The 19,480-nt window shown below is 37.7% G+C and carries 13 protein-coding genes; 11 read left to right on the top strand and 2 right to left on the bottom strand.

The features are described from left to right. Positions 1 to 50 precede the first annotated feature (50 nt). The 9 genes from HMPREF2637_RS02660 (at position 51) to HMPREF2637_RS11455 (ending at position 13,636) form a co-directional block, all read left to right on the top strand. Positions 51 to 704 carry a response regulator transcription factor gene (locus HMPREF2637_RS02660; protein WP_070838992.1) on the top strand — a complete coding sequence of 218 codons (654 nt, stop codon included), beginning with the start codon at positions 51 to 53 and terminating at the stop codon, positions 702 to 704. After that, entirely contained in the window at positions 701 to 2,005 is a 1,305-nt protein-coding gene (locus HMPREF2637_RS02655; RefSeq protein ID WP_070838990.1) for a sensor histidine kinase, read from the top strand. Before HMPREF2637_RS02660 ends, HMPREF2637_RS02655 begins: the two co-directional genes overlap by 4 nt. A gap of 235 nt (positions 2,006 to 2,240) precedes the next feature. Beyond that, complete coding sequence (dexB, locus tag HMPREF2637_RS02650) at positions 2,241 to 3,851, top strand: glucan 1,6-alpha-glucosidase DexB (protein ID WP_070838988.1); 1,611 nt, start codon at positions 2,241 to 2,243, stop codon at positions 3,849 to 3,851. 153 nt (positions 3,852 to 4,004) lie between these two features. Then, on the top strand, positions 4,005 to 4,832 hold the full coding sequence (locus HMPREF2637_RS02645) for a transporter substrate-binding domain-containing protein (RefSeq protein WP_070838987.1): 828 nt from the start codon (positions 4,005 to 4,007) through the stop codon (positions 4,830 to 4,832). An 11-nt stretch (positions 4,833 to 4,843) separates the two neighbouring features. Beyond that, positions 4,844 to 6,163, top strand: a complete 1,320-nt coding sequence (locus tag HMPREF2637_RS02640) for a CapA family protein (RefSeq protein WP_070838985.1) — start codon at positions 4,844 to 4,846, stop codon at positions 6,161 to 6,163. A gap of 148 nt (positions 6,164 to 6,311) precedes the next feature. Further along, a complete protein-coding gene (locus HMPREF2637_RS02635; RefSeq protein ID WP_070838983.1) occupies positions 6,312 to 6,986 on the top strand; it encodes a DNA methyltransferase family protein in 675 nt (224 codons plus the stop codon). Positions 6,987 to 6,992: 6 nt separating this feature from the next. Then, positions 6,993 to 11,372: an Eco57I restriction-modification methylase domain-containing protein gene (locus HMPREF2637_RS02630; RefSeq protein WP_070838981.1), complete on the top strand. Its 4,380-nt coding sequence runs from the start codon at positions 6,993 to 6,995 to the stop codon at positions 11,370 to 11,372. A 2-nt stretch (positions 11,373 to 11,374) separates the two neighbouring features. Continuing rightward, positions 11,375 to 12,181: an abortive infection family protein gene (locus tag HMPREF2637_RS02625; RefSeq protein ID WP_070838979.1), complete on the top strand. Its 807-nt coding sequence runs from the start codon at positions 11,375 to 11,377 to the stop codon at positions 12,179 to 12,181. Between the two features lie 33 nt (positions 12,182 to 12,214). Continuing rightward, a complete protein-coding gene (locus HMPREF2637_RS11455; RefSeq protein WP_070838977.1) occupies positions 12,215 to 13,636 on the top strand; it encodes a bZIP transcription factor in 1,422 nt (473 codons plus the stop codon). Between the two features lie 203 nt (positions 13,637 to 13,839). Here HMPREF2637_RS11455 and HMPREF2637_RS02615 read toward each other — a convergent pair whose 3' ends face one another. Next, positions 13,840 to 14,667 carry an AraC family transcriptional regulator gene (locus HMPREF2637_RS02615; RefSeq protein WP_070838975.1) on the bottom strand — a complete coding sequence of 276 codons (828 nt, stop codon included), beginning with the start codon at positions 14,665 to 14,667 and terminating at the stop codon, positions 13,840 to 13,842. A 105-nt stretch (positions 14,668 to 14,772) separates the two neighbouring features. Between HMPREF2637_RS02615 and HMPREF2637_RS02610 the strand changes: the two genes are divergently transcribed. Continuing rightward, on the top strand, positions 14,773 to 16,938 hold the full coding sequence (locus HMPREF2637_RS02610; RefSeq protein ID WP_070838974.1) for an alpha-galactosidase: 2,166 nt from the start codon (positions 14,773 to 14,775) through the stop codon (positions 16,936 to 16,938). A 234-nt stretch (positions 16,939 to 17,172) separates the two neighbouring features. On the opposite strand, the gene HMPREF2637_RS02605 is transcribed toward HMPREF2637_RS02610, so the two are convergent. After that, positions 17,173 to 18,168, bottom strand: coding sequence for a LacI family DNA-binding transcriptional regulator (locus tag HMPREF2637_RS02605; protein WP_070838972.1), 996 nt, complete (start codon positions 18,166 to 18,168; stop codon positions 17,173 to 17,175). Positions 18,169 to 18,309: 141 nt separating this feature from the next. Here HMPREF2637_RS02605 and HMPREF2637_RS02600 point away from each other — a divergent pair, with 141 nt between their 5' ends. Further along, the gene (locus HMPREF2637_RS02600; protein WP_070838970.1) at positions 18,310 to 19,476 is read left to right on the top strand and encodes a galactokinase; all 1,167 of its coding nucleotides are present in this window, start codon (positions 18,310 to 18,312) and stop codon (positions 19,474 to 19,476) included. The last annotated feature ends 4 nt before the right edge of the window (positions 19,477 to 19,480 follow it).

Genomic DNA, 19,480 nt, shown 5'->3' with positions numbered 1-19,480 from the left:
AAAGAAAGCGACTATATAAAGCGACTATATATAGATGAAAAGGATAATGTATGAAGATACTAATCGTAGAAGATGAAGTCCTGATTCGAGAAGGGATGAGCGACTATCTCATGGAATGTGGCTATGAAGTCTTTGAAGCAGGCGATGGGCAGGAGGCCCTGGACCTCTTTCAAAGAGAAGCGCCGGATCTAGTCTTGCTGGACATCCAGCTTCCTATCCTCAATGGCTTGGAAGTCCTCAAGACTATTCGGAAGACTAGCTCAGTCCCTGTCCTCATGCTGACGGCCTTCCATGACGAGGACTATAAGTTGACAGCCTTTGGAGAGTTGGCAGATGGCTATCTGGAAAAACCCTTCTCCTTGTCCCTCTTGAAGGTCCGTATCGAAGCTATTTTTAAAAAGCTCCAACCTTCACGGGTTTTCACCTATGAAGAGGCACGGGTGGATTTTGAGAGTTATACCGCCAGCCTAGCTGGGCAAGCTATTTCCATGAACGCTAAGGAGTTGGAAATCTTGGAATACTTGCTCCAGCATGAGGGGAAGGCCCGGACCCGCTCTCAGATCCTCGATGCCGTCTGGAAGGAGACGGAGGAGATTCCTTTTGACCGGGTGATCGATGTCTATATCAAGGAACTACGAAAAAAACTGGAGCTGGACTGTATCGTTACGGTACGCAATGTCGGCTATAAATTGGAGAGACCATGACCAAACGGAGTATCTTTGCAAAGATCTTTCTGATCACCTTTGCCCTTTTTAGTAGCTTAGTCATCCTTCTACATGCTTCAGTTTACTTTATTTTCCCCTCGTCCTATATCGAGTCTCAGCGCCAGACGATTTTGAAGAAATCACAGGCCCTGGCCAAGAGTTTCCAAGGTCAGGAAGAAGGGACCATTGAGTCCGTCATCGACCTTTATTCCAAGACCAATGATATCAAGGTCTCGATCAAGGGCAAGGAAAAACAGAATGCCCTAGAGGTCAAGGATGACCTGCTCGTGAACCCTGACAGCCAGAATAATTCTCTGGTCATTGAAGAGCGAAAGATCCAGACAAAAGAGGGAAAGAACTTGACCTTGCAATTCTTAGCAACCGTCGATTCCCAAAAGGAAGCGCGGGACATCAGTCTGGGCTTTCTCCCCTATAGTCTCCTTGCTTCCTTTGTTCTATCGCTGATTGCCTCCTATCTCTATGCCCGCATGATTTCTGCTCCGATCCTTGAGATCAAGCAGATGACCAAGCGGATGAAGCGGCTGGATCGGACAGCCAGTCTTCCTATTCACTCGCAGGATGAGATCGGTGTCCTTAAGCAACAGATCAACGACCTCTATCATCATCTCCTAGAGGTGATCGACAATCTAGAGCAGCAGAAACAGGAAAATCTGAAGTTGGAGCAGATGAAGGTGGAATTCCTACGGGGGGCCTCGCATGAGCTCAAGACGCCTCTGGCCAGCTTGAAGATTATCCTAGAAAATATGCGAGATAAAATTGGTCGCTACAAGGATCGGGACCGCTACCTATTAGTTTCTCTTGACATCGTCGATGAGATGAACCAGATTGTCCTAGAGATCCTGTCTTTATCTTCTGTTCAAGAATTAGGTGGTGATAAGGAGTGGATTCAGTTAGATGATGTGGTAAATCGCATACTCACTCAAAATCAAGTGTTGGTTGAGAATCGCTCCCTATCAATTGACAATTATCTTCCGGCAACTAGTATTTTCATGAATTTACCTATTTTGAAATTGGTTCTCTCAAATATTATCAGTAATGCAGTCAAGCATTCTGATAAGGGTGGAGTGATTCGAATAGGTTTAGAAAATGAAGGAACTGATTTTGTCATTGAAAATACGAGTGTATCTAAAGAAAATATTTCAACTAAAGCTCAGTCTAAGAAAGAAGGAGGATTAGGCCTTTTTGTGGTCAAATACCTTTTAGAGCATGAGGAACTTAGCTATAGATTTGAAGAAAGTTCTACGGGGAGGCGCTTTGTTATGGTCTTGCCCAAAAAGTAAAAAGCGATGGTTAAGGTATTAACCATCGTTTTTTTTTTTGTATTGTTAAAATAAGCAAAGGCTAACCTTACATTTCAACTCTATTATTTTTCAATATTACCAAAATTTTAAGGAGTCTGGAGTATAGGTCATTGAAATGTTTTAAACAACAAAAGAAAACGCTTGCATAACTTCTAGAAAAACGTAAAATAGAACTATCAGACTCACGATGATAATAAAAACGAGGAGTAGAATCATGCAAAAATACTGGTGGCACAAGGCTACAATTTATCAAATTTACCCCAAGTCGTTCATGGATTCCAACGGTGATGGCATCGGTGACCTCAAGGGGATTACAAGTAAGTTAGACTATCTTCAAAAGCTAGGAATTACAGCTCTTTGGCTTTCTCCTGTTTATGATAGCCCAATGGACGACAATGGTTATGATATTGCTAACTATGAGGCTATTGCGGATATTTTTGGGGATATGAATGACATGGATGAACTTTTGGCGGAGGGCAAAAAGCGTGATATTCAAATTATTATGGATCTGGTGGTGAACCATACTTCTGATGAGCATGCTTGGTTTATTGAAGCGCGTGAAAATCCAGAAAGTCTTGAACGAGATTTCTACATCTGGCGAGACAAACCTAATGAGTTAGTATCTGTCTTTAGTGGATCTGCTTGGGAATATGATGAGACCTCAGGTCAATATTATCTGCATTTCTTTAGTAGGAAACAGCCAGACCTCAACTGGGAAAATCCACAGTTGCGCCAGAAAGTTTATGACATGATGAATTTCTGGATTGATAAGGGAATCGGTGGTTTCCGTATGGATGTGATTGATATGATTGGTAAGATCCCAGATCAACTGATTGATACAAACGGTCCAAAACTTCACGATTACATCAAGGAGATGAACCAGGCAAGCTTTGGAAAGCACGACCTTCTAACTGTTGGTGAAACCTGGGGAGCAACACCTGAAATTGCTAAACAGTATTCAAATCCTGATAATCAAGAACTTTCTATGGTTTTCCAGTTTGAACATATTGGACTTCAGCATAAGCCAGATAGCCCTAAATGGGAGTATGAGAAGGAGTTGGATGTTACAGCACTTAAGGCTATTTTTAATAAATGGCAAACCGAGTTAGAGTTGGGACAAGGGTGGAACTCGCTTTTTTGGAATAATCATGATCTGCCTCGTGTTCTCTCAATGTGGGGAGATACTGGTGTCTATCGTGAGAAGTCAGCCAAGGCCTTGGCTATCCTCCTTCATCTGATGAGAGGAACACCTTACATTTATCAAGGTGAAGAAATCGGCATGACCAATTATCCTTTTAGAACTTTGGAAGAATTGAATGACATTGAATCTCTCAACTATGCCAAAGAAGCTCTCGAAAAAGGGGCATCGATAGAAGTTATCATGGACCAAATCCGTCAGGTGGGTCGTGACAATGCTCGAACACCAATGCAATGGGATACGTCTAAAAATGCTGGATTTAGCATATCGGATAAGACTTGGTTACCTGTTAATCCAAACTATAAGGACATAAATGTTGAATCAGCCCTTGCCAATCCAGAATCAATTTTCTATACATATCAGAAGCTCGTAGAGCTTCGTAAGACTCAAGATTGGTTGGTAGATGCTGACTTTGAACTCTTGGAGACAACTGACAAAGTCTTTGCTTACATTCGGAAAACCAAAGATAGCAGTTATCTGGTTGTAGTCAACCTATCAGACCAAGAACAAGACTTCTGTTATGATTTCGAAAGAGCAGAAGTTGTCATTGCAAATACCGAATTAGAGCCAATTACAGACCAAGGCAAACTCCAAGCCTGGGATGCCCTTTGTGTCAAGGTGAGATAGAAAGAATAAAATGCAGTTATCACGAAGAAGTGGTAACTGCATTTTTCTATATTTTTTCCATAAATAAAATGTATAGCTAAGCATAAAAATAATAGATTGGTGAGAATGTTTTAAATCCTTTATAGTAAAAATGATTATAAAGGAGAAACCCTTATGAAGAAAAAAGTGCTCAGTATTGTTGCCGTTATTGTACTTATCCTAGCTGTGGTATTAGGCATTGAAGGACATAAGTCACAACAATCCTCAGAGACTAAAAAGACCAAGGTAGTAGCTGCTACAGTCGCACAGTCTAATCCTTTCACCTATAAAGATGGTGATAAATTAACTGGTTATGATGTAAAATTGCTAGAGGCTATCTTTAAAGATTCAAAAGAGTTTGAGTTAGAGTGGCAGGTTGTTGATTTCACTGGAGTCCTCTCAGGTATTGACTCTAATCGCTTCCAAATTGGTGCTAATAATTTTAGTTCTAATGCAGAGCGTAAAGAGAAGTATTTGCTTTCTGACCCTATTGTAAAAAATCCAAATGTTATTGTCGTTCGTAAAGACTCAGATATCAACTCTTTAAAAGATATTGTAGGAAAAAAAGCAGTCACAGAAGTTGGTAACAATGGTGCAACAATTCTAGAAGAATTTAACAAAAAGAATTCTGATGATCAAATTGACATCTCTTATACTAAAGAAGATATCACTTCTCAATTACAAGGTATTGAAAAAGGAACCTATGACGCCCGTATTGTAAGTAAAATTTCTGCAGAAACACTGATTAAGAACAATGGATTTAAAGATTTAAAGATTGTTCAATTAACTTCTGAAGAGACTAACAATTTGGATGTTAATAGCTATTACTTGATTGAGAAAACTGACCAAGGTAAAAAACTTCAAGCCTTTATTAATAAGCGTTTGAAAGAGTTGCGTAAGTCAGGTGATTGGAAATCTTTGAGTGAGAAATTCTTCGGAGAAGATAACTTGCCAGAAGAGTAAGGGGGTACAACATGTCCATAAAATTGATTGCTACTGGTGATTCCTTATTTTCCAGTAGAAGGCTAAAACATCGTTTACCTGAAGAAATTGTGTCGTTATTTAGCAATTCAGATATTTCCTTTACCAATGCGGAGTTTACAACGCCTAGAGAGTCACGTTCTGTAGCTGCAGGACGAGGTTATGTGACAAGCGTAAGGCCAGAAATATTGGAAGAATTTGATGACCTAAATATTCGCTATGTTTCTTTTGCGAATAACCATTCTGGAGATTTTGGAATTGAAGGCCTAGTTGATACTTTAGAAGAAGTGAAAAATCACAATCTTCAACCCCTAGGAATAGGTAAGAGTCTATACGAGGCTAGGAAGCCTGTCTTCTATGACCATAAAGAAGGAAGAGTCGCTTTCATAACAGTTGATATCACACGATCTGAAGTTTTCATCGCTAGTGAAGGAGGTAATGGCGTATCCCCACGACCTGGTGTAAATGCCTTGAGGTTTGAGAGTATTTATCAGCTTCCTAAAAGGGAGTTTCAACAATTAGTGGCTATTGACGAAAAGTTAGGGACAAGACAAAGTACCTATCATGGGAATGTGATTGAAACCTTTAATACTGATAACTCAGAACGTTTTAAATTTGGTGCCCTTTTCGAAAAAAATATTCAAATTCAAAAAGGACCTGATTTTAGAGTCATCACTAAGGCTAATGAAGATGATCAGGCTGATATTATCCGCCATATTAAGAACGCTAAAAAACGTTCCGATTACATCATTGTTAGTATTCACACGCATGAAGGCAAGAATGAGGATTGGTACCATGATTATGCAGCAGACTTTGTCGAAGAATTTTCTAGAACGGCCATTGATAACGGAGCAGATGTTATCATTGGTCATGGGGCTCACATGACAAGAGGAGTTGAGTCTTATAAAGGAAAAACAATCTTTTATAACCTTGGTAGCTTATTGATGGAGTTTGAAGCAGGGGAGTCAATTGTGCCACCTGAGATGTATCAGGCCTATGGCTATGCTCCTGATGCTTTGCCATCTGATTTACATTCAAATCGCATTAAGAATAAAGATGGAGAGTTCATCGGATTCTATTCTGATAAAGTCTTTGACGAAAATTTCTTGGTCGAACTAGATCTTGATAATACTATTAGTTACAGGATTTTACCTTATAGCTTAAATTTGAGGGCTGATCAAATTACCAAAAGAGGACTTCCGATATTAAGTGATGATGTAGAGGAGTCTCTCCTATCTCGCCTAAATAGTATCAGTCGAGGAGTATCTTTTGAATTAAAAGATGGTTGGATTTATCCTAAAAGTTCAACATAAGCGATGAAACTCTATGTTTCAAAAATGGTTGTCAACTAACTGTTGATGACCATTTTTACTGTTTAGCAATAATGCAGTTACCGTTTTCAAATAATTGCTGAAAATGCTATAATTATAGTAATTGCAACGTTTTAAAGGGAGATTTTAAGTGAATGAAAAAATAATTAAATCAAAACATAGGGTTCAGAAACATGGAGAGGTATTTACACCGTCGTGGATGGTACAAAAAATGTTAGATACCCCAGGAATTAAGGAAGCAACTGAAGATATCTATAAAACCTTCTTAGAACCTTCAGCTGGGGACGGAAACTTTCTGGAAGCTATTTTAGAGAGAAAACTTTCAGCTGTGACTAAAAATTATGATAAGAGGAATTGGAAAACAAAGTCCCTATTTGCCTTATCTTCAATATATGGTATCGAGTTTCTAGAAGATAACCTTGAAGTAGCTCGTTCTCGAATGTTTTTGTATTATTTGGATTGGTATGAAGATTCTTTTGGCGAGAGATTGAGTAGTAAGATTGATATCTATAAATCTGCTCATTATCTAATCAAGAAGAATATTGTAAGAGGAAATACTCTGACAAAGCGTCACCCTGATTCAAATGAACTTATCATGTTTAGTGAGTGGAAGCGAGTGAAAGGACACCCTAGTCTTGTTGAAGAAAAGCGATTTGCTTTTGCCGAACTTTTTGGTGAAAATATTGATGGTGAGGAAAGGGTTGTTGAGGGACAATTAAGCCTCTTTGAAGATTTCGATGAAGATTTGAAGAATGGTAAAACTGAGCAAGTAGCTATTCAAAAGGTGTTTACATTAGGAGAATAAAGAATTATGGCATCAAATTTTGATTTTTTAAAAGTAGACTTAGATACAGCTGAACTTTTTTCAACTGCTAATATGGCGGAAAACAACTACACTCAAAAGGACTATGAGGGTGTGTTGACTAAAGTTCGAAAAGTTGCAGAAAATACAGCAGTTTTATTTGCTGATCGTGCTTTCATTGAGTTACCGTCACATTCTACTTTTCATGATAAATTACAAATCATCAAATATCATATTAATAACAAGGCTATTGTAGATGCATTTTTTGAGATTAAAGGGCATGGAAATAGCTCAGCTCATAAACTAAATCCTAAAGATGCGACACAGGAGAATGCATTAAAATCATTGAAACAAGTTTATATGATTTTAGTTTGGTTTGTTACTGAGTATGTTGATGATCGTATTAAGGTCTCTTTGTATGAAAATTTCTTAGAACCTAAAGCTCAAGAGCGTTATACAACGGCAGAACGTAAGTTTATCTATGTACAGACTGTGAATAATGAAAGTGGGAAATTTGCTGCTTTTGAAGGGGCTCAAAAAATCGGAGAAGGTACAGTAGCCTCAGACGATATTGAAGCAGACTGGACAGCTAATAGTGATTTCTTACGTAGTGTTGCTCCTAAGCGTATTAAACAATATATGACAACTTCTGGCCTTCCTTTTGAGCTCGGATGGGTTGAACTAGCATATAAAAAATCAACAAAATCGTGGTTTCATGATCATGACGTTCATGAAGTCTTGAGACGTTCAGGTATTGGTCATCCAGAGCACTTAGAAGGAAATGAGTGGTTTGAAACTGATTTAGAGACAGCTAAGGAAGCTATTAAGGCTGTCAAAGATGGACGGTCATTTATCAGTGAAACTCAAGCTGCATACAAAGCCGAAAAAGTTAAAATTACACTTCGTCCTGAACAGGATGCTGCAGTTAAACAAACACAAAAGACTTATAAGAAAAAAGACCGTATGCTTTGGAATGCCAAAATGCGTTTTGGTAAAACCTTAACCTCATTGGAGCTTATTAAACAAGAAGGTTTTCAACGTGTTCTAATCATGACACATAGACCAGTAGTCCGTGATTCATGGTTTGAGGACTACAAAAAGATGGAAATGGCAGAAGCGGGTTATTTGTATGGATCGGTTGATAAGGGAGAGAAACTAACTACCCTAAAATCTGGTGATAATCCATTCATTTATTTCGCATCTATTCAGTATTTACGTTATAATGGCGCTCAAACTAATCTCCCCCTATTTTCGGATGTAGACTGGGATTTAATCATCATCGATGAAGCACATGAGGGAACACAGACTGAACTTAGTGATACTGTCATGAAATCTTTGGTAAAAGAAGGTCATACTAAGATTCTAGAATTATCTGGTACACCATTTAATCTTCTTGACCAGTTCGCCCCTGAACAAGTCTATACTTGGGACTATGTCATGGAACAACAGGCTAAACTGAAATGGGATTTGGAAAATCCTGAGCATCCTAACCCTTATGAGCAACTTCCAGAGGTACTAATGTATACCTTTGAGATGAAACATAAGGAAAAATTTACCGATGAAAATAAAGCCTTCAATTTCCGTGAATTTTTCAGAGTAGATGATGAGGGTGAATTAGTTTATAAAGCTGATGTCCGACGTTTTTTGGATAATATCACTAACACAGACAGTGAAACTAATTATCCATTTTCAACAAGAGAATATCGCGATGAACTTCGTCATACTCTTTGGCTCATGCCGGGTGTTAAAGAAGCTAATGCTTTTGAGAAGCTATTAAAAGAACACCCAGTGTTTGGGATGGACTATAAGATTATTAATGTTGTACGAAACGATAAGAGTGATAATATCGTAGATACTTCAGGGGATGATCTTTCAAAGGTGCGTCAAGCGATTACGGATGATCCTTCACAAACAAAAACAATCACCTTGACAGTCCGTAGGTTGACAACAGGAGTCAATGTTCCTGAATGGACAGCGGTGATGTTCCTTTCAAATACTAGCAGTTCTACGAATTACCTGCAGGCTGCATTTCGTGCACAAACGCCGTTCTCTCATGAAAAACTTGGGATGAAGAAACGTTGTTATATCTTTGATTTTGCTCCAGATCGTGCTTTAACAGTAATGGCTGAGACAGCCCAAATAAACTCTGGTGTTGGGAAGAAAAATACTCATCAGCAAAAACAGGCTATGGCAAACTTGCTTAACTTTATGCCTATTTTAGGTAAAAGTGATAATGGCATGGAACCATTTAATGTTGACCGTATGTTGACACAAATCAAAAAGGTTTATGCTGAAAAAGCAGTACGTTCAGGTTTTGAAGATGACAGTCTCTACAATGATAATCTCTTAACACTAACTTCTGATGATGCAGAACGTTTCAATAAACTAAATGCTATCGTTGGTAAAACGCAAAAACAAAAAACGCCTACAAAAGTAACAATAACCGATAGTGGTTTGACTGATGAAGAATATGATCAGGCAGAAAAAGCTAAGAAAAAGAAACCTCGTGAGCGTAGCCAAGAGGAAAAAGAGGCAATGGAGAAACTCAAAGAGGCTCGCAAACAACAAAAAACGATGATTTCTATCTTACGTGGAGTTTCTATTCGTATTCCGATGATGATCTATGGAATGGATGTTGATTTAAGTAAAGATATTACTATTGAAGACTTTATCAAGGAAGTCGATGACGAATCTTGGAAAGAATTTATGCCTGCTGGATTCACAAAAGGCATGTTCAAAGATATAACCAAGTATTATGACGCAGAGGTCTTTATTGAAGCAGGTCGAATCATTCGTCAACGAGCTAAATCTTTTGATAGTCTTGATTTTATTGAACGTGCCGAAGAGATTGCAACCTTATTTGGTAGCTTCAAGAATCCCGATAAAGAAACTGTTTTGACACCATGGCGCGTGGTCAATATGCAAATTGCAAAAGGTATTGGTGGACTTAATTTCTATGATGATAACTTTGAATCAATGACAGATGGTGCTACCCCAAATCTTCATTGGATAGACACAGATGTTACTGATAGTGTCTATCATCCAGAAACTAAGATTATTGATATCAATGCTAAGACAGGGCTTTATCCTTTGCATGCTGCCATGAGTCTCTATTATCAATATGTACAAAATAATGATGATAATCGATTTGATGCCGAAAGTGTCTATCGTGGGATCTTAGAAAATAATATCTATGCCATTGCAAAAACACCAATGGCTAAGACCATTACAGAAAGAACTTTAACAGGCTATAAGAAATATAAGACCAATGTAGCCTATATCGAAAACTTCTCAGATACATTAAAATTAAGTATAGAAGAAGGTAAAAAACAAGTAGAGGAGGCCTTTGGAAAAGTGAAATTTGATGTTGTGATTGGAAACCCTCCATATCAGGAAAGTGATGGTGGGGCAAATGCTAGTGCTACTCCAACTTATCATTACTTTGTTGAATTAGCAAAGAAGTTAAAGCCAAATAATATTTCACTTATAATGCCTAGTCGCTGGTATAGTGGAGGTAAAGGATTAGATAAATTTAGAGATAAAATGCTGAACGATATTCATATTCGAGAACTGTTTGATTTTCCAAATCCTGATGAGGTTTTCCCAAATACAAATATTCGTGGTGGAGTTTGTGTTGTTAACTGGGATAACTCATATAATGCGAAGGATACTTTGACAAGAGTTGTAACATTTAAAAATAATAAGGTTACTTCTGATGTCTATCGTTCATTAAAGTTTGCACAGTCAGATACTTTTATTAGGGATTATACCTCGGTTCAAATAATAGAAAAAATAAATCAGGTTAGGAAGTTGGATGAGGGAAGAATTTCTGACTTTGTCTCACCACTGAAACCATTTGGCTTCCGTGGATTTTTCATTAGAGATGAAAGGTTCCATAATGATACTTCTGAACTTCAAAAACCTGTGAAATGTTTTGGAAAAGGGACAGTAGGTTATGTTGAACGTGAGGAAGTTAAAGTTAAAACGGAGTGGATTGACAAATGGAAAGTCTTTACCGCACGAGCCAATAATATAGGAACAGAATTAAATGACGATAATTTTAATACTATTGTAGGAGAGCCAGGTACAATTTGTACAGAGACTTATTTAGTGATAGGAGCTGACTTAAAATTAGATGAGAACAGTACTAATAATCTATCAAATTATTTAAAAACAAAATTTTCTAGATTACTACATGGAGTTGCAAAAACTAGTCATGATGCTGCAAGGACTACATATAAGTTTATTCCTTTGCAAGACTTCACAGTAAAATCAGATATTGATTGGTCACAATCAATTGCAGAAATCGATCAGCAATTGTATAAAAAGTATGGGTTGAGTGATGAAGAAATTGCTTTCATCGAAGAGAAAGTTAAAGAAATGGAGTAAGGATGGATATTTCTGCCGTTTATCGTATGGAGTTAATTGAGAAATTAGATAAAACGATTTGGTCAAAGTATGGTAGTTACAAAAAGGTTGAGCAATATGTGAAATTAAATCAAACTTTATATGATGATTTTGGAAATGCGAATTTTGATATTGTTTACGTGAATAATAATATCCAATTACTTGATACTTTAGGAAATATTGCTCAAACTGATTCCGAACTGTTAATTAAAATGGCCATTGATTTAGGAATTGAAACTCCTGATTTTATACCATCAATTCCAACATTTCGTAATAAACTCAAGGATAACTATAAAAACGCTTCAACGAGTTTTGAACAAGCATTTCAGAGCATAGAGAAAAATCCAGCTGATGCGGTTGGAAATGCAAACTCTGTTTTAGAAAGTATTATTAAAGAAATTTTGTCAGATAACCGATTTGCTCATATATCTGATGCTTCTAGTGCTAGTAGTAAGAAGGTGGTTCAGGAAATACTAAAAGTATTTCAACTTAATCCAGATAGCCCTGAATTACCAACCCAAATGAAATCTATCTCATCTTCATTTATAACAGTTGCAAAAGCCATAGAAGATTTAAGAAGTGATAATACCCTTTTTCATGGTCAGGATTCTGAAAAATATTTGATTTCAGAACCTTTATATGCCTATTTTGTAGTTAATGCGTGTGCGACTGTTGGACTATTTTTAATTGAATTCTATGAGAAAAAATTTCCAAAAGAACAAAAAACATCAGATGGTATTGAATTTTCAGATTTTTTTGATGATATTTCAGATGATGATTTACCGTTTTAGATGCTTTGATATTAGATTTTGAAAGGAGAATAAATGCTACTTTTCTCTACAATCCTAAACATTGACAAGTCATTAACCAAAGATGACTTCTTAAATTTAGTCATTGAATGGAATCAAAAGAGTCCACACGATGATAATGTGATTCCTGATTTAAGTTGGGACGGTTCTTATGACCAAAAGTTTGGTAATGAAAAGGTATCTCTTGAGTTTAAGGAGTACCGTAACGAAGATATTATTGCTGTTAGATATGTAAAAAAATTGGATGATGGCATCCTTTGGAACACAGATTACGTCATGAACTTTAAAGAGTATAAAATGTCAATCATGTTGGACCGAAGTTTTACTGAGGATGCTGTTGGAATTGCTCCTTCATTTTCTACTCCATTTTTTATCAGACTATTGATTGAAAAGGGATATGTCCTTGCTGATGGTAATCTACCAGTGACCATGAACCCTCATTTTATAAGTAAGAATAACTATCAGCTTTTGTTAGAAATTGTAAATGATATTAGATCTTACAATCTTCCTATTGTTTATGTTTCAAAGACATTTTCAAATGACACTCCAGTCGATGTTAGCAAATTGGCCTATGATCTAAAGGGGGTTGCACATGTTCTTGTGCAAGAAGATGTTGAATCAAATGATATTATCGAGGATCTTAATGAAGATGTCATTGAGGTAGGAGGATCTATTGGTCTGTATTTCCAATCCGACAGGATGAATAATAGAACCGTTCTTTATCATAATGGATTTGATTCAGATACAATTAGACAAGGAATTGTTAAGGCAGTTGTTAATTTCACTAACCAGCAGAGCATCGATCCTTTGTACACATGGGATGGTGTACTAACTTCTTTACTTCGAGATCGTTTTGAAAGTCAAAAATCTAAACGTACGAAAGCTGAGAGAACCAAAGAGGAGACAGAAGAACTCCTAGATAGTTTTAGTAATGATTTTGATGAGTTAACGGAAGAAAATGGTCGTTTACGTAGTAGTATTTCTGATCTGGAACAAGAGTTAACCTACTATAGAAATCTTTTCAATAATAAACAAGATAGTGATAGTAGTTTTATATCAAGTGGATCTGAGAAGGAATTCTTTCAAGGTGAGAAAAAGGAATTTGTTTTGTCAGTTCTGAGTGATTCCTTACAGAATATCCAAGATGGAACTCGTAAGAAACATATCATTCAAGATATTATACAACAGAATGATAGTGAAAATATTCTCAATCATAAGAGAGACAAGATTAAACGACTATTAACAAACTATAGCGGATTGAATGGAAAGTCAAAGCAAGAATTGAAACAACTGGGATTCACCGTTACAGAGGTTGGAAAACATTATAAACTAACATATTTTGATGATAATCGTTATACTATTACTATGGCTAAGACACCAAGTGATGGTCGAGCTGGTAAAAATAATGTTTCAGAAATCAATAAAAAGTTGTTTTAATTGAACAATATTTGAGTTAGAACTAAACAATAAAAAAGTAGTTGTTGACTTATACTGTGTGCTAATCTCAAAAAGTTAGACAAATAAAGTAAGAAAAGGCCTTAGTCCTGTACAGGACTGAGGCCTTTTGGTTTTACCTTAATTTGTTAGTTGTTGTAATAATTAATCTAGTTTATAAAAGCTTGTCTCAATCAAGATAATCGTTATTGTTTCGAGGTCCGATATTGACTTGGCGAGCAATCATAATACTGTCTGAAGGCTTTTGAAAAATGCAGAGGGTCCAGATAGCCTACAGAATAGGCGATAATTTTTATAGGTTGATCAGTGGTTTTCAAAAGTTCCTTAGCACGTTTCATACGTACTTCGAGTAGGTATTCTTTTGGGGAAATCTTATGAAAATCTTTGAAGATGGAGGATAAGTAGGAGCGGTGCACACCAAGTTTATCAGCTATATCTTGGATACTAATGTTCTGAGAGTTGTAACCAATATCGATTAGATGTTTGGCTTCACGATAGAGTTTTTGACTGGGTGAGATGGTTTCTTGATCAAGGTTAGGTGAGAGTGCATTCAACTGATGCATGAGCTCAAAGAGTTGGCTGATAACGTGCAGTTGAGATGCCTTACTTTCATCTAGCCGTTCAGCATCTTTGACAATAGTCCCTATGAAGTTACCTAATGCTTCGGTGTGAGGGGACGACTTAAGATAGGCTGTTTCGTGGATTTGTGAGAGGTTAAAGTACTCCTGAGCTTTGATACCACTAATCCCCAGCCAATAGTAGGACCAAGGAGTCTGATTATCCGCAAAATAGTAGGTGACTTCACCTGGTATGAGTAAAAAAATGTCTCCCTTTTGAAGGGGGATTTTTTGCTTCCTATATTCAAGGTAGCCTTTGCCTTCAGTGATGTAATGAAGAACGTAGTTTTCTCGAATGGCAGGACCAAAGAACTGGTCTGGTAAACAATCCTCATAACCGTAAAAATCAAGACGTAAATCTAAGGTCCCTGTTTCAAGTTCTGAAAAAATAAGCATTGTTTATCCTCCTTACCTAACATTTTACCATATTCCAGCGACAAAATTCCATTTTAGAAAGCGCATACATTGTTTATAATTAAACCTGTAAATAAGGAGAACACTATGAGCATTGTTGTTAACAAAAATTATTATTACATCACCAGCAAAGATTTGTCGCTAATTATTGAAGAACATGACGGGGATCTTTTGCTAAGACACTTAGGTCGAAAGGTAAATCGCTACCATGGATCAAATGCAGTCCATGAACGTGATCACGCATTCTCGGGTCAGCTCAATCCAGACGTTAGAACGTATAGTTATGATACACAACGTCAAGTGGTAGGCTTGCATGGTTTGGGAGATTTTCGTCAACCGTCTTTGAAAATCCAGCATGGGGTCTCAGATGTGACACGTTTTGAATTTTTAAAAGCAGAAGTGGTCAAAGGAATGTCACTAGAAAGCAAACTGCCATATCCCCATTCTTTGGAAAAAGCAGAAACGCTGATTTTCACCTTAGTCGATAAAGTCGCTAACTTGGAATTGAAACTCTACTATACAGTAGTTGAAGATAACAACACAATTGTAACTTATAGCGAAGTCATCAACCGTTCTGAACAAGCCGTGGTAATCCATCGAGCACTCAGTACTATGGCTGATGTACCTGCCCGTGACTATGATGTGGTCACTCTCCAAGGCGCTTACGCTCGTGAGAAAACGGTTCGTCGCCAAAGAGTTGAACAAGGTATCTTTAAAGTCGCTTCTAACCGTGGTGCTTCAGGTCATGCTCAGACACCAGCTCTTATTCTTTGTGATCACGAAGCCAGCGAGGGGGCAGGCGAAGCCTTGGGCTTCCAACTCATGTATAGCGGTAATTTCCAAACATTTGTCCAAAAGAGTCAAATCAATGAGGTGCGTGTAGCTATCGGAATTGAGGATGAGAACTTTGCCTGGGAACTTGCTTCAAACGAAAGTTTTGAAACACCAGTTGCTCTCATTACTTACTCCCACAAAGGTTTGACTGGACTTAGTCAAGAAAGTCAAGCCTTTGTTACAGACTACATCATTCCTAAGCAGTTTGCCCATGAAGAACGTCCGATTCTTCTTAATAACTGGGAGGCAACCTACTTTGATTTTGAGAAAGAAAAACTTCTTGAGTTAGCAGAAGATGCTAAACAAGTAGGTGTTGAACTCTTTGTCTTGGATGATGGTTGGTTTGGAAATCGTTTCGACGACAACCGTGCTCTAGGAGATTGGTTTGTCAATGAAGAAAAACTTGGTGGACCACTCCAAGACTTGATTGAAAAAGTTCATGCCAAGGGGCTTAAGTTTGGTCTTTGGTTTGAACCTGAAATGATTTCGGTGGATAGCGATCTTTATCGTAAACATCCAGACTGGGCCATCCAGGTGCCTAATTATGGTCATACTTACTCACGCAACCAACTTATGTTGAACTTAGCTAATCCAGATGTGGTGGCTTACTTGAAAGAAGTCTTGGATAAGATTCTTACAGATAATGCTATTGATTATGTTAAATGGGATTATAACCGTAACATGACTAACATCGGAAATGGTGCAAACTACCTTGAAAGCCAAATGCAGAGTCATCAATACATGTTGGGACTATATGACTTGGTAGAATTCCTGACAAGTAAACATGAGAGTATTCTCTTTGAATCATGTTCTGGTGGAGGGGGTCGAAATGACCTTGGTATGATGCGTTACTTCCCGCAAGTTTGGGCGAGTGATAATACTGATGCCATTGCACGATTACCAATTCAATATGGTTCAAGCTATCTTTACCCAACTATTTCTATGGGAGCTCATGTGTCAGCTGTTCCTAATCACCAAATGGGACGCACGACACCTCTGGAAACGCGTGGAGATGTAGCTATGATGGGTAATTTAGGCTACGAACTTGATTTGACGAGCTTGACTCAGGAAGAAAAAGATGGCATTGCTGCACAAATCACTCATTATAAGGACATTCGTCCAGTGGTTCAATTTGGTCAGCAATACCGCCTCATTAATCCTGAAGCGGAAAGCAATGAAGCAGCAGTTCAATTTAACTATGAAAATAAGGTTCTAGCAACCTATGTCCGAGTTCTTTCAACAGTTGAGACGGTTGAAACGACTCTCAAACTAAAAAATCTCGATCAAGATGCTAACTACATTTTACAAGGAACAGGTCAAGTATACTCTGGTGCTGAACTGATGTATGCTGGAATCACAGTCGTTCTTCCACAGGGAGACTTCCTCAGTAAACAATTTTATTTTGTCAAAGAAGATTAAGTGTCTAGTGGTATAGGTGTTTATCTGGATGTTAATTTGAACTAAGGTGTGCAAAAAATTGTTTGTAAACCTAAAATGTTTTTTTGATAAATCAGCCTTGTTGATAACGGTGGGATGAATTTTTATAGATTTGATATTTAAGCTGTTTTCTAAGAGAGAACAATAGAAGAGACTGGAAGGAATTCCAGTCTCTTCTTGCGTTTTCAATTTTAGAAGATATTCAATAGTAAGAAATTATTTCGTACTTTCTCTCAGAGTCAGTTTAGTGCCCAACATAGTAAGTGTCGGGATTTCTCTTGGAGCCAAGACTTGTTTATTGAGGACATCCATGGCAGTTCGTCCCATTTCTTCGGTGTAGACAGTGACACAAGATAAGGGTGGAAATACCTGCCTTGCCATGATTGTATCGTTAAAAGAAATGATTTGAATCTGATCTGGAACAATGAGGCCAGCTTCTTGAAAAGCTTTGAGTGCTCCAATAGCTAAGCTATCACTTGCGGCAAAAAAGGCATCTGGAAGTTTCTCCTCTGTCTCTAGTTTAGCTTTGATAAGTTCATAACCAGATAGAGCACTAAAGTTTCCTGTCAAAATGAGATTAGCGTCGTAAATTCCCTCTTCAATACAAAAATTGCGATAGGCACGCCGACGTGAATCAGGAATAATTTCTTGCAAGTCGGTTGTCTTCTCCTCACCTGTTAAAAGTCCGATTGATTGACACCCTTGTTTTTTTAAATATTGGAGGGCAGTCTGAACAGCATTTTCAAAATCGGTCGTGACACAAGGGTGTCCCTGGGTTAAGGTATCGCTATCCACAAATACAATGGGTTTCCCCAGTGCTTCAAAATCAGAAATTTGAGATTTACTGAATTTTCCGATACAGATTACACCTATAACTTCCTCAGCCAGGTTAAAGGGGATATCGTTAAAATATCGTAGAATCTCGTAGTCGAGTTCCTGAGCCCTTTTTTCAATGCCGAGTCGAATATTATAATAGTAGATGTCATCTAATTCGTCTTCTTCACTGACCCATTGTATAATGGCAATCTGGTGTTTCTCTTTCTTAAAATTACCGCTTTTTTGGTGTCTAGTGTATCCCAATTCATCTGCCGCAGTTAAAATACGGTGCCTGGTTTCTTCAGTAACGGAGAGGTTTTCATCTTGGTTGAGAACACGTGAAACAGTTGCGATTGATACATCAGCCAATTTTGCGATATCTTTTAATGTAGCCATATTGTTCTCCTTTCATCCAAAGTATATCATAAATTCTAAAATTTTACCTATTTTTTTACTAAAAAAACAGTAAAAATATTGATTTTCCTTGTGAAAGGGGTTACACTGTTAGTGTAAAAAAGAATAAGCGAGGTACATCCTATGAAGACATCACAGTTAAGAGAAAAGTTTAAAGAAGTTTTTGGTGTAGAAGCAGACCATACTTTCTTTTCTCCAGGTCGTATTAATTTGATTGGTGAACACACTGACTACAACGGTGGACATGTGTTCCCAGCAGCTATTACCTTAGGTACTTACGGAGCGGCCCGTAAACGTGATGACAAAGTTTTGCGTTTCTTCTCAGGTAACTTTGAAGATAAGGGAATCATCGAAGTACCACTTGAAAATCTTCGTTTTGAAAAAGAACACAACTGGACAAACTATCCAAAAGGTGTTCTTCATTTCTTGCAAGAAGCTGGTCATACGATTGATTCAGGTATGGATATTTACATCTATGGTAACATTCCAAATGGATCAGGCTTGTCATCATCATCATCTTTGGAATTGTTGATTGGTGTTATTGCTGAAAAACTTTATGACCTTAAATTGGAACGCCTTGACTTGGTTAAAATCGGTAAGCAAACGGAAAATGACTTTATCGGCGTTAACTCTGGTATCATGGACCAATTCGCTATTGGTATGGGAGCTGAACAACGTGCGATTTACTTGGATACCAATACTTTAGAGTATGACTTGGTGCCGCTTGACCTTAAAGACAATGTTGTAGTTATCATGAACACTAACAAACGTCGTGAATTGGCAGATTCTAAATACAATGAACGTCGTGCGGAATGTGAAACAGCAGTATCTGAACTCCAAGAAAAACTTGATATCCAAACACTTGGTGAATTGGACCTCTGGACATTCGATGCATACAGCTACTTGATTAAAGACGAAAACCGTATCAAACGTGCCCGTCACGCAGTTCTTGAAAATCAACGTACACTTCAAGCCCGTAAAGCTCTTGAATCAGGAGATTTGGAAGGCTTTGGTCGTCTTATGAATGCTTCTCACGTGTCATTGGAACATGATTACGAAGTTACAGGTCTTGAACTTGATACTTTGGCACACACAGCATGGGAACAAGAAGGTGTTCTTGGAGCTCGTATGACAGGAGCGGGCTTTGGTGGATGTGCCATCGCACTTGTAAACAAAGATAAAGTTGAAGATTTCAAAAAAGCAGTTGGTCAACGTTATGAAGAAGTCGTTGGTTATGCACCAAGCTTCTATATTGCTGAAGTAGCTGGCGGTTCACGAGTACTTGATTAATGAG

Source organism: Streptococcus sp. HMSC065H07, from assembly GCF_001837325.1.
Lineage (GTDB): Bacteria > Bacillota > Bacilli > Lactobacillales > Streptococcaceae > Streptococcus > Streptococcus salivarius_H.
This window is presented reverse-complemented; position numbering and strand designations above follow the sequence as displayed.

What these genes read in the sequence shown, in the direction of transcription:
- HMPREF2637_RS02660 (WP_070838992.1), top strand. Translation starts at nt 51, where the DNA reads ATGAAGATACTAATCGTAGAAGATGAAGTCCTGATTCGAGAAGGGATG.
- HMPREF2637_RS02655 (WP_070838990.1), top strand. Translation starts at nt 701, where the DNA reads ATGACCAAACGGAGTATCTTTGCAAAGATCTTTCTGATCACCTTTGCC.
- dexB (WP_070838988.1), top strand. Translation starts at nt 2,241, where the DNA reads ATGCAAAAATACTGGTGGCACAAGGCTACAATTTATCAAATTTACCCC.
- HMPREF2637_RS02645 (WP_070838987.1), top strand. Translation starts at nt 4,005, where the DNA reads ATGAAGAAAAAAGTGCTCAGTATTGTTGCCGTTATTGTACTTATCCTA.
- HMPREF2637_RS02640 (WP_070838985.1), top strand. Translation starts at nt 4,844, where the DNA reads ATGTCCATAAAATTGATTGCTACTGGTGATTCCTTATTTTCCAGTAGA.
- HMPREF2637_RS02630 (WP_070838981.1), top strand. Translation starts at nt 6,993, where the DNA reads ATGGCATCAAATTTTGATTTTTTAAAAGTAGACTTAGATACAGCTGAA.
- HMPREF2637_RS02625 (WP_070838979.1), top strand. Translation starts at nt 11,375, where the DNA reads ATGGATATTTCTGCCGTTTATCGTATGGAGTTAATTGAGAAATTAGAT.
- HMPREF2637_RS11455 (WP_070838977.1), top strand. Translation starts at nt 12,215, where the DNA reads ATGCTACTTTTCTCTACAATCCTAAACATTGACAAGTCATTAACCAAA.
- HMPREF2637_RS02615 (WP_070838975.1), bottom strand. Translation starts at nt 14,667, where the DNA reads ATGCTTATTTTTTCAGAACTTGAAACAGGGACCTTAGATTTACGTCTT.
- HMPREF2637_RS02610 (WP_070838974.1), top strand. Translation starts at nt 14,773, where the DNA reads ATGAGCATTGTTGTTAACAAAAATTATTATTACATCACCAGCAAAGAT.
- HMPREF2637_RS02605 (WP_070838972.1), bottom strand. Translation starts at nt 18,168, where the DNA reads ATGGCTACATTAAAAGATATCGCAAAATTGGCTGATGTATCAATCGCA.
- HMPREF2637_RS02600 (WP_070838970.1), top strand. Translation starts at nt 18,310, where the DNA reads ATGAAGACATCACAGTTAAGAGAAAAGTTTAAAGAAGTTTTTGGTGTA.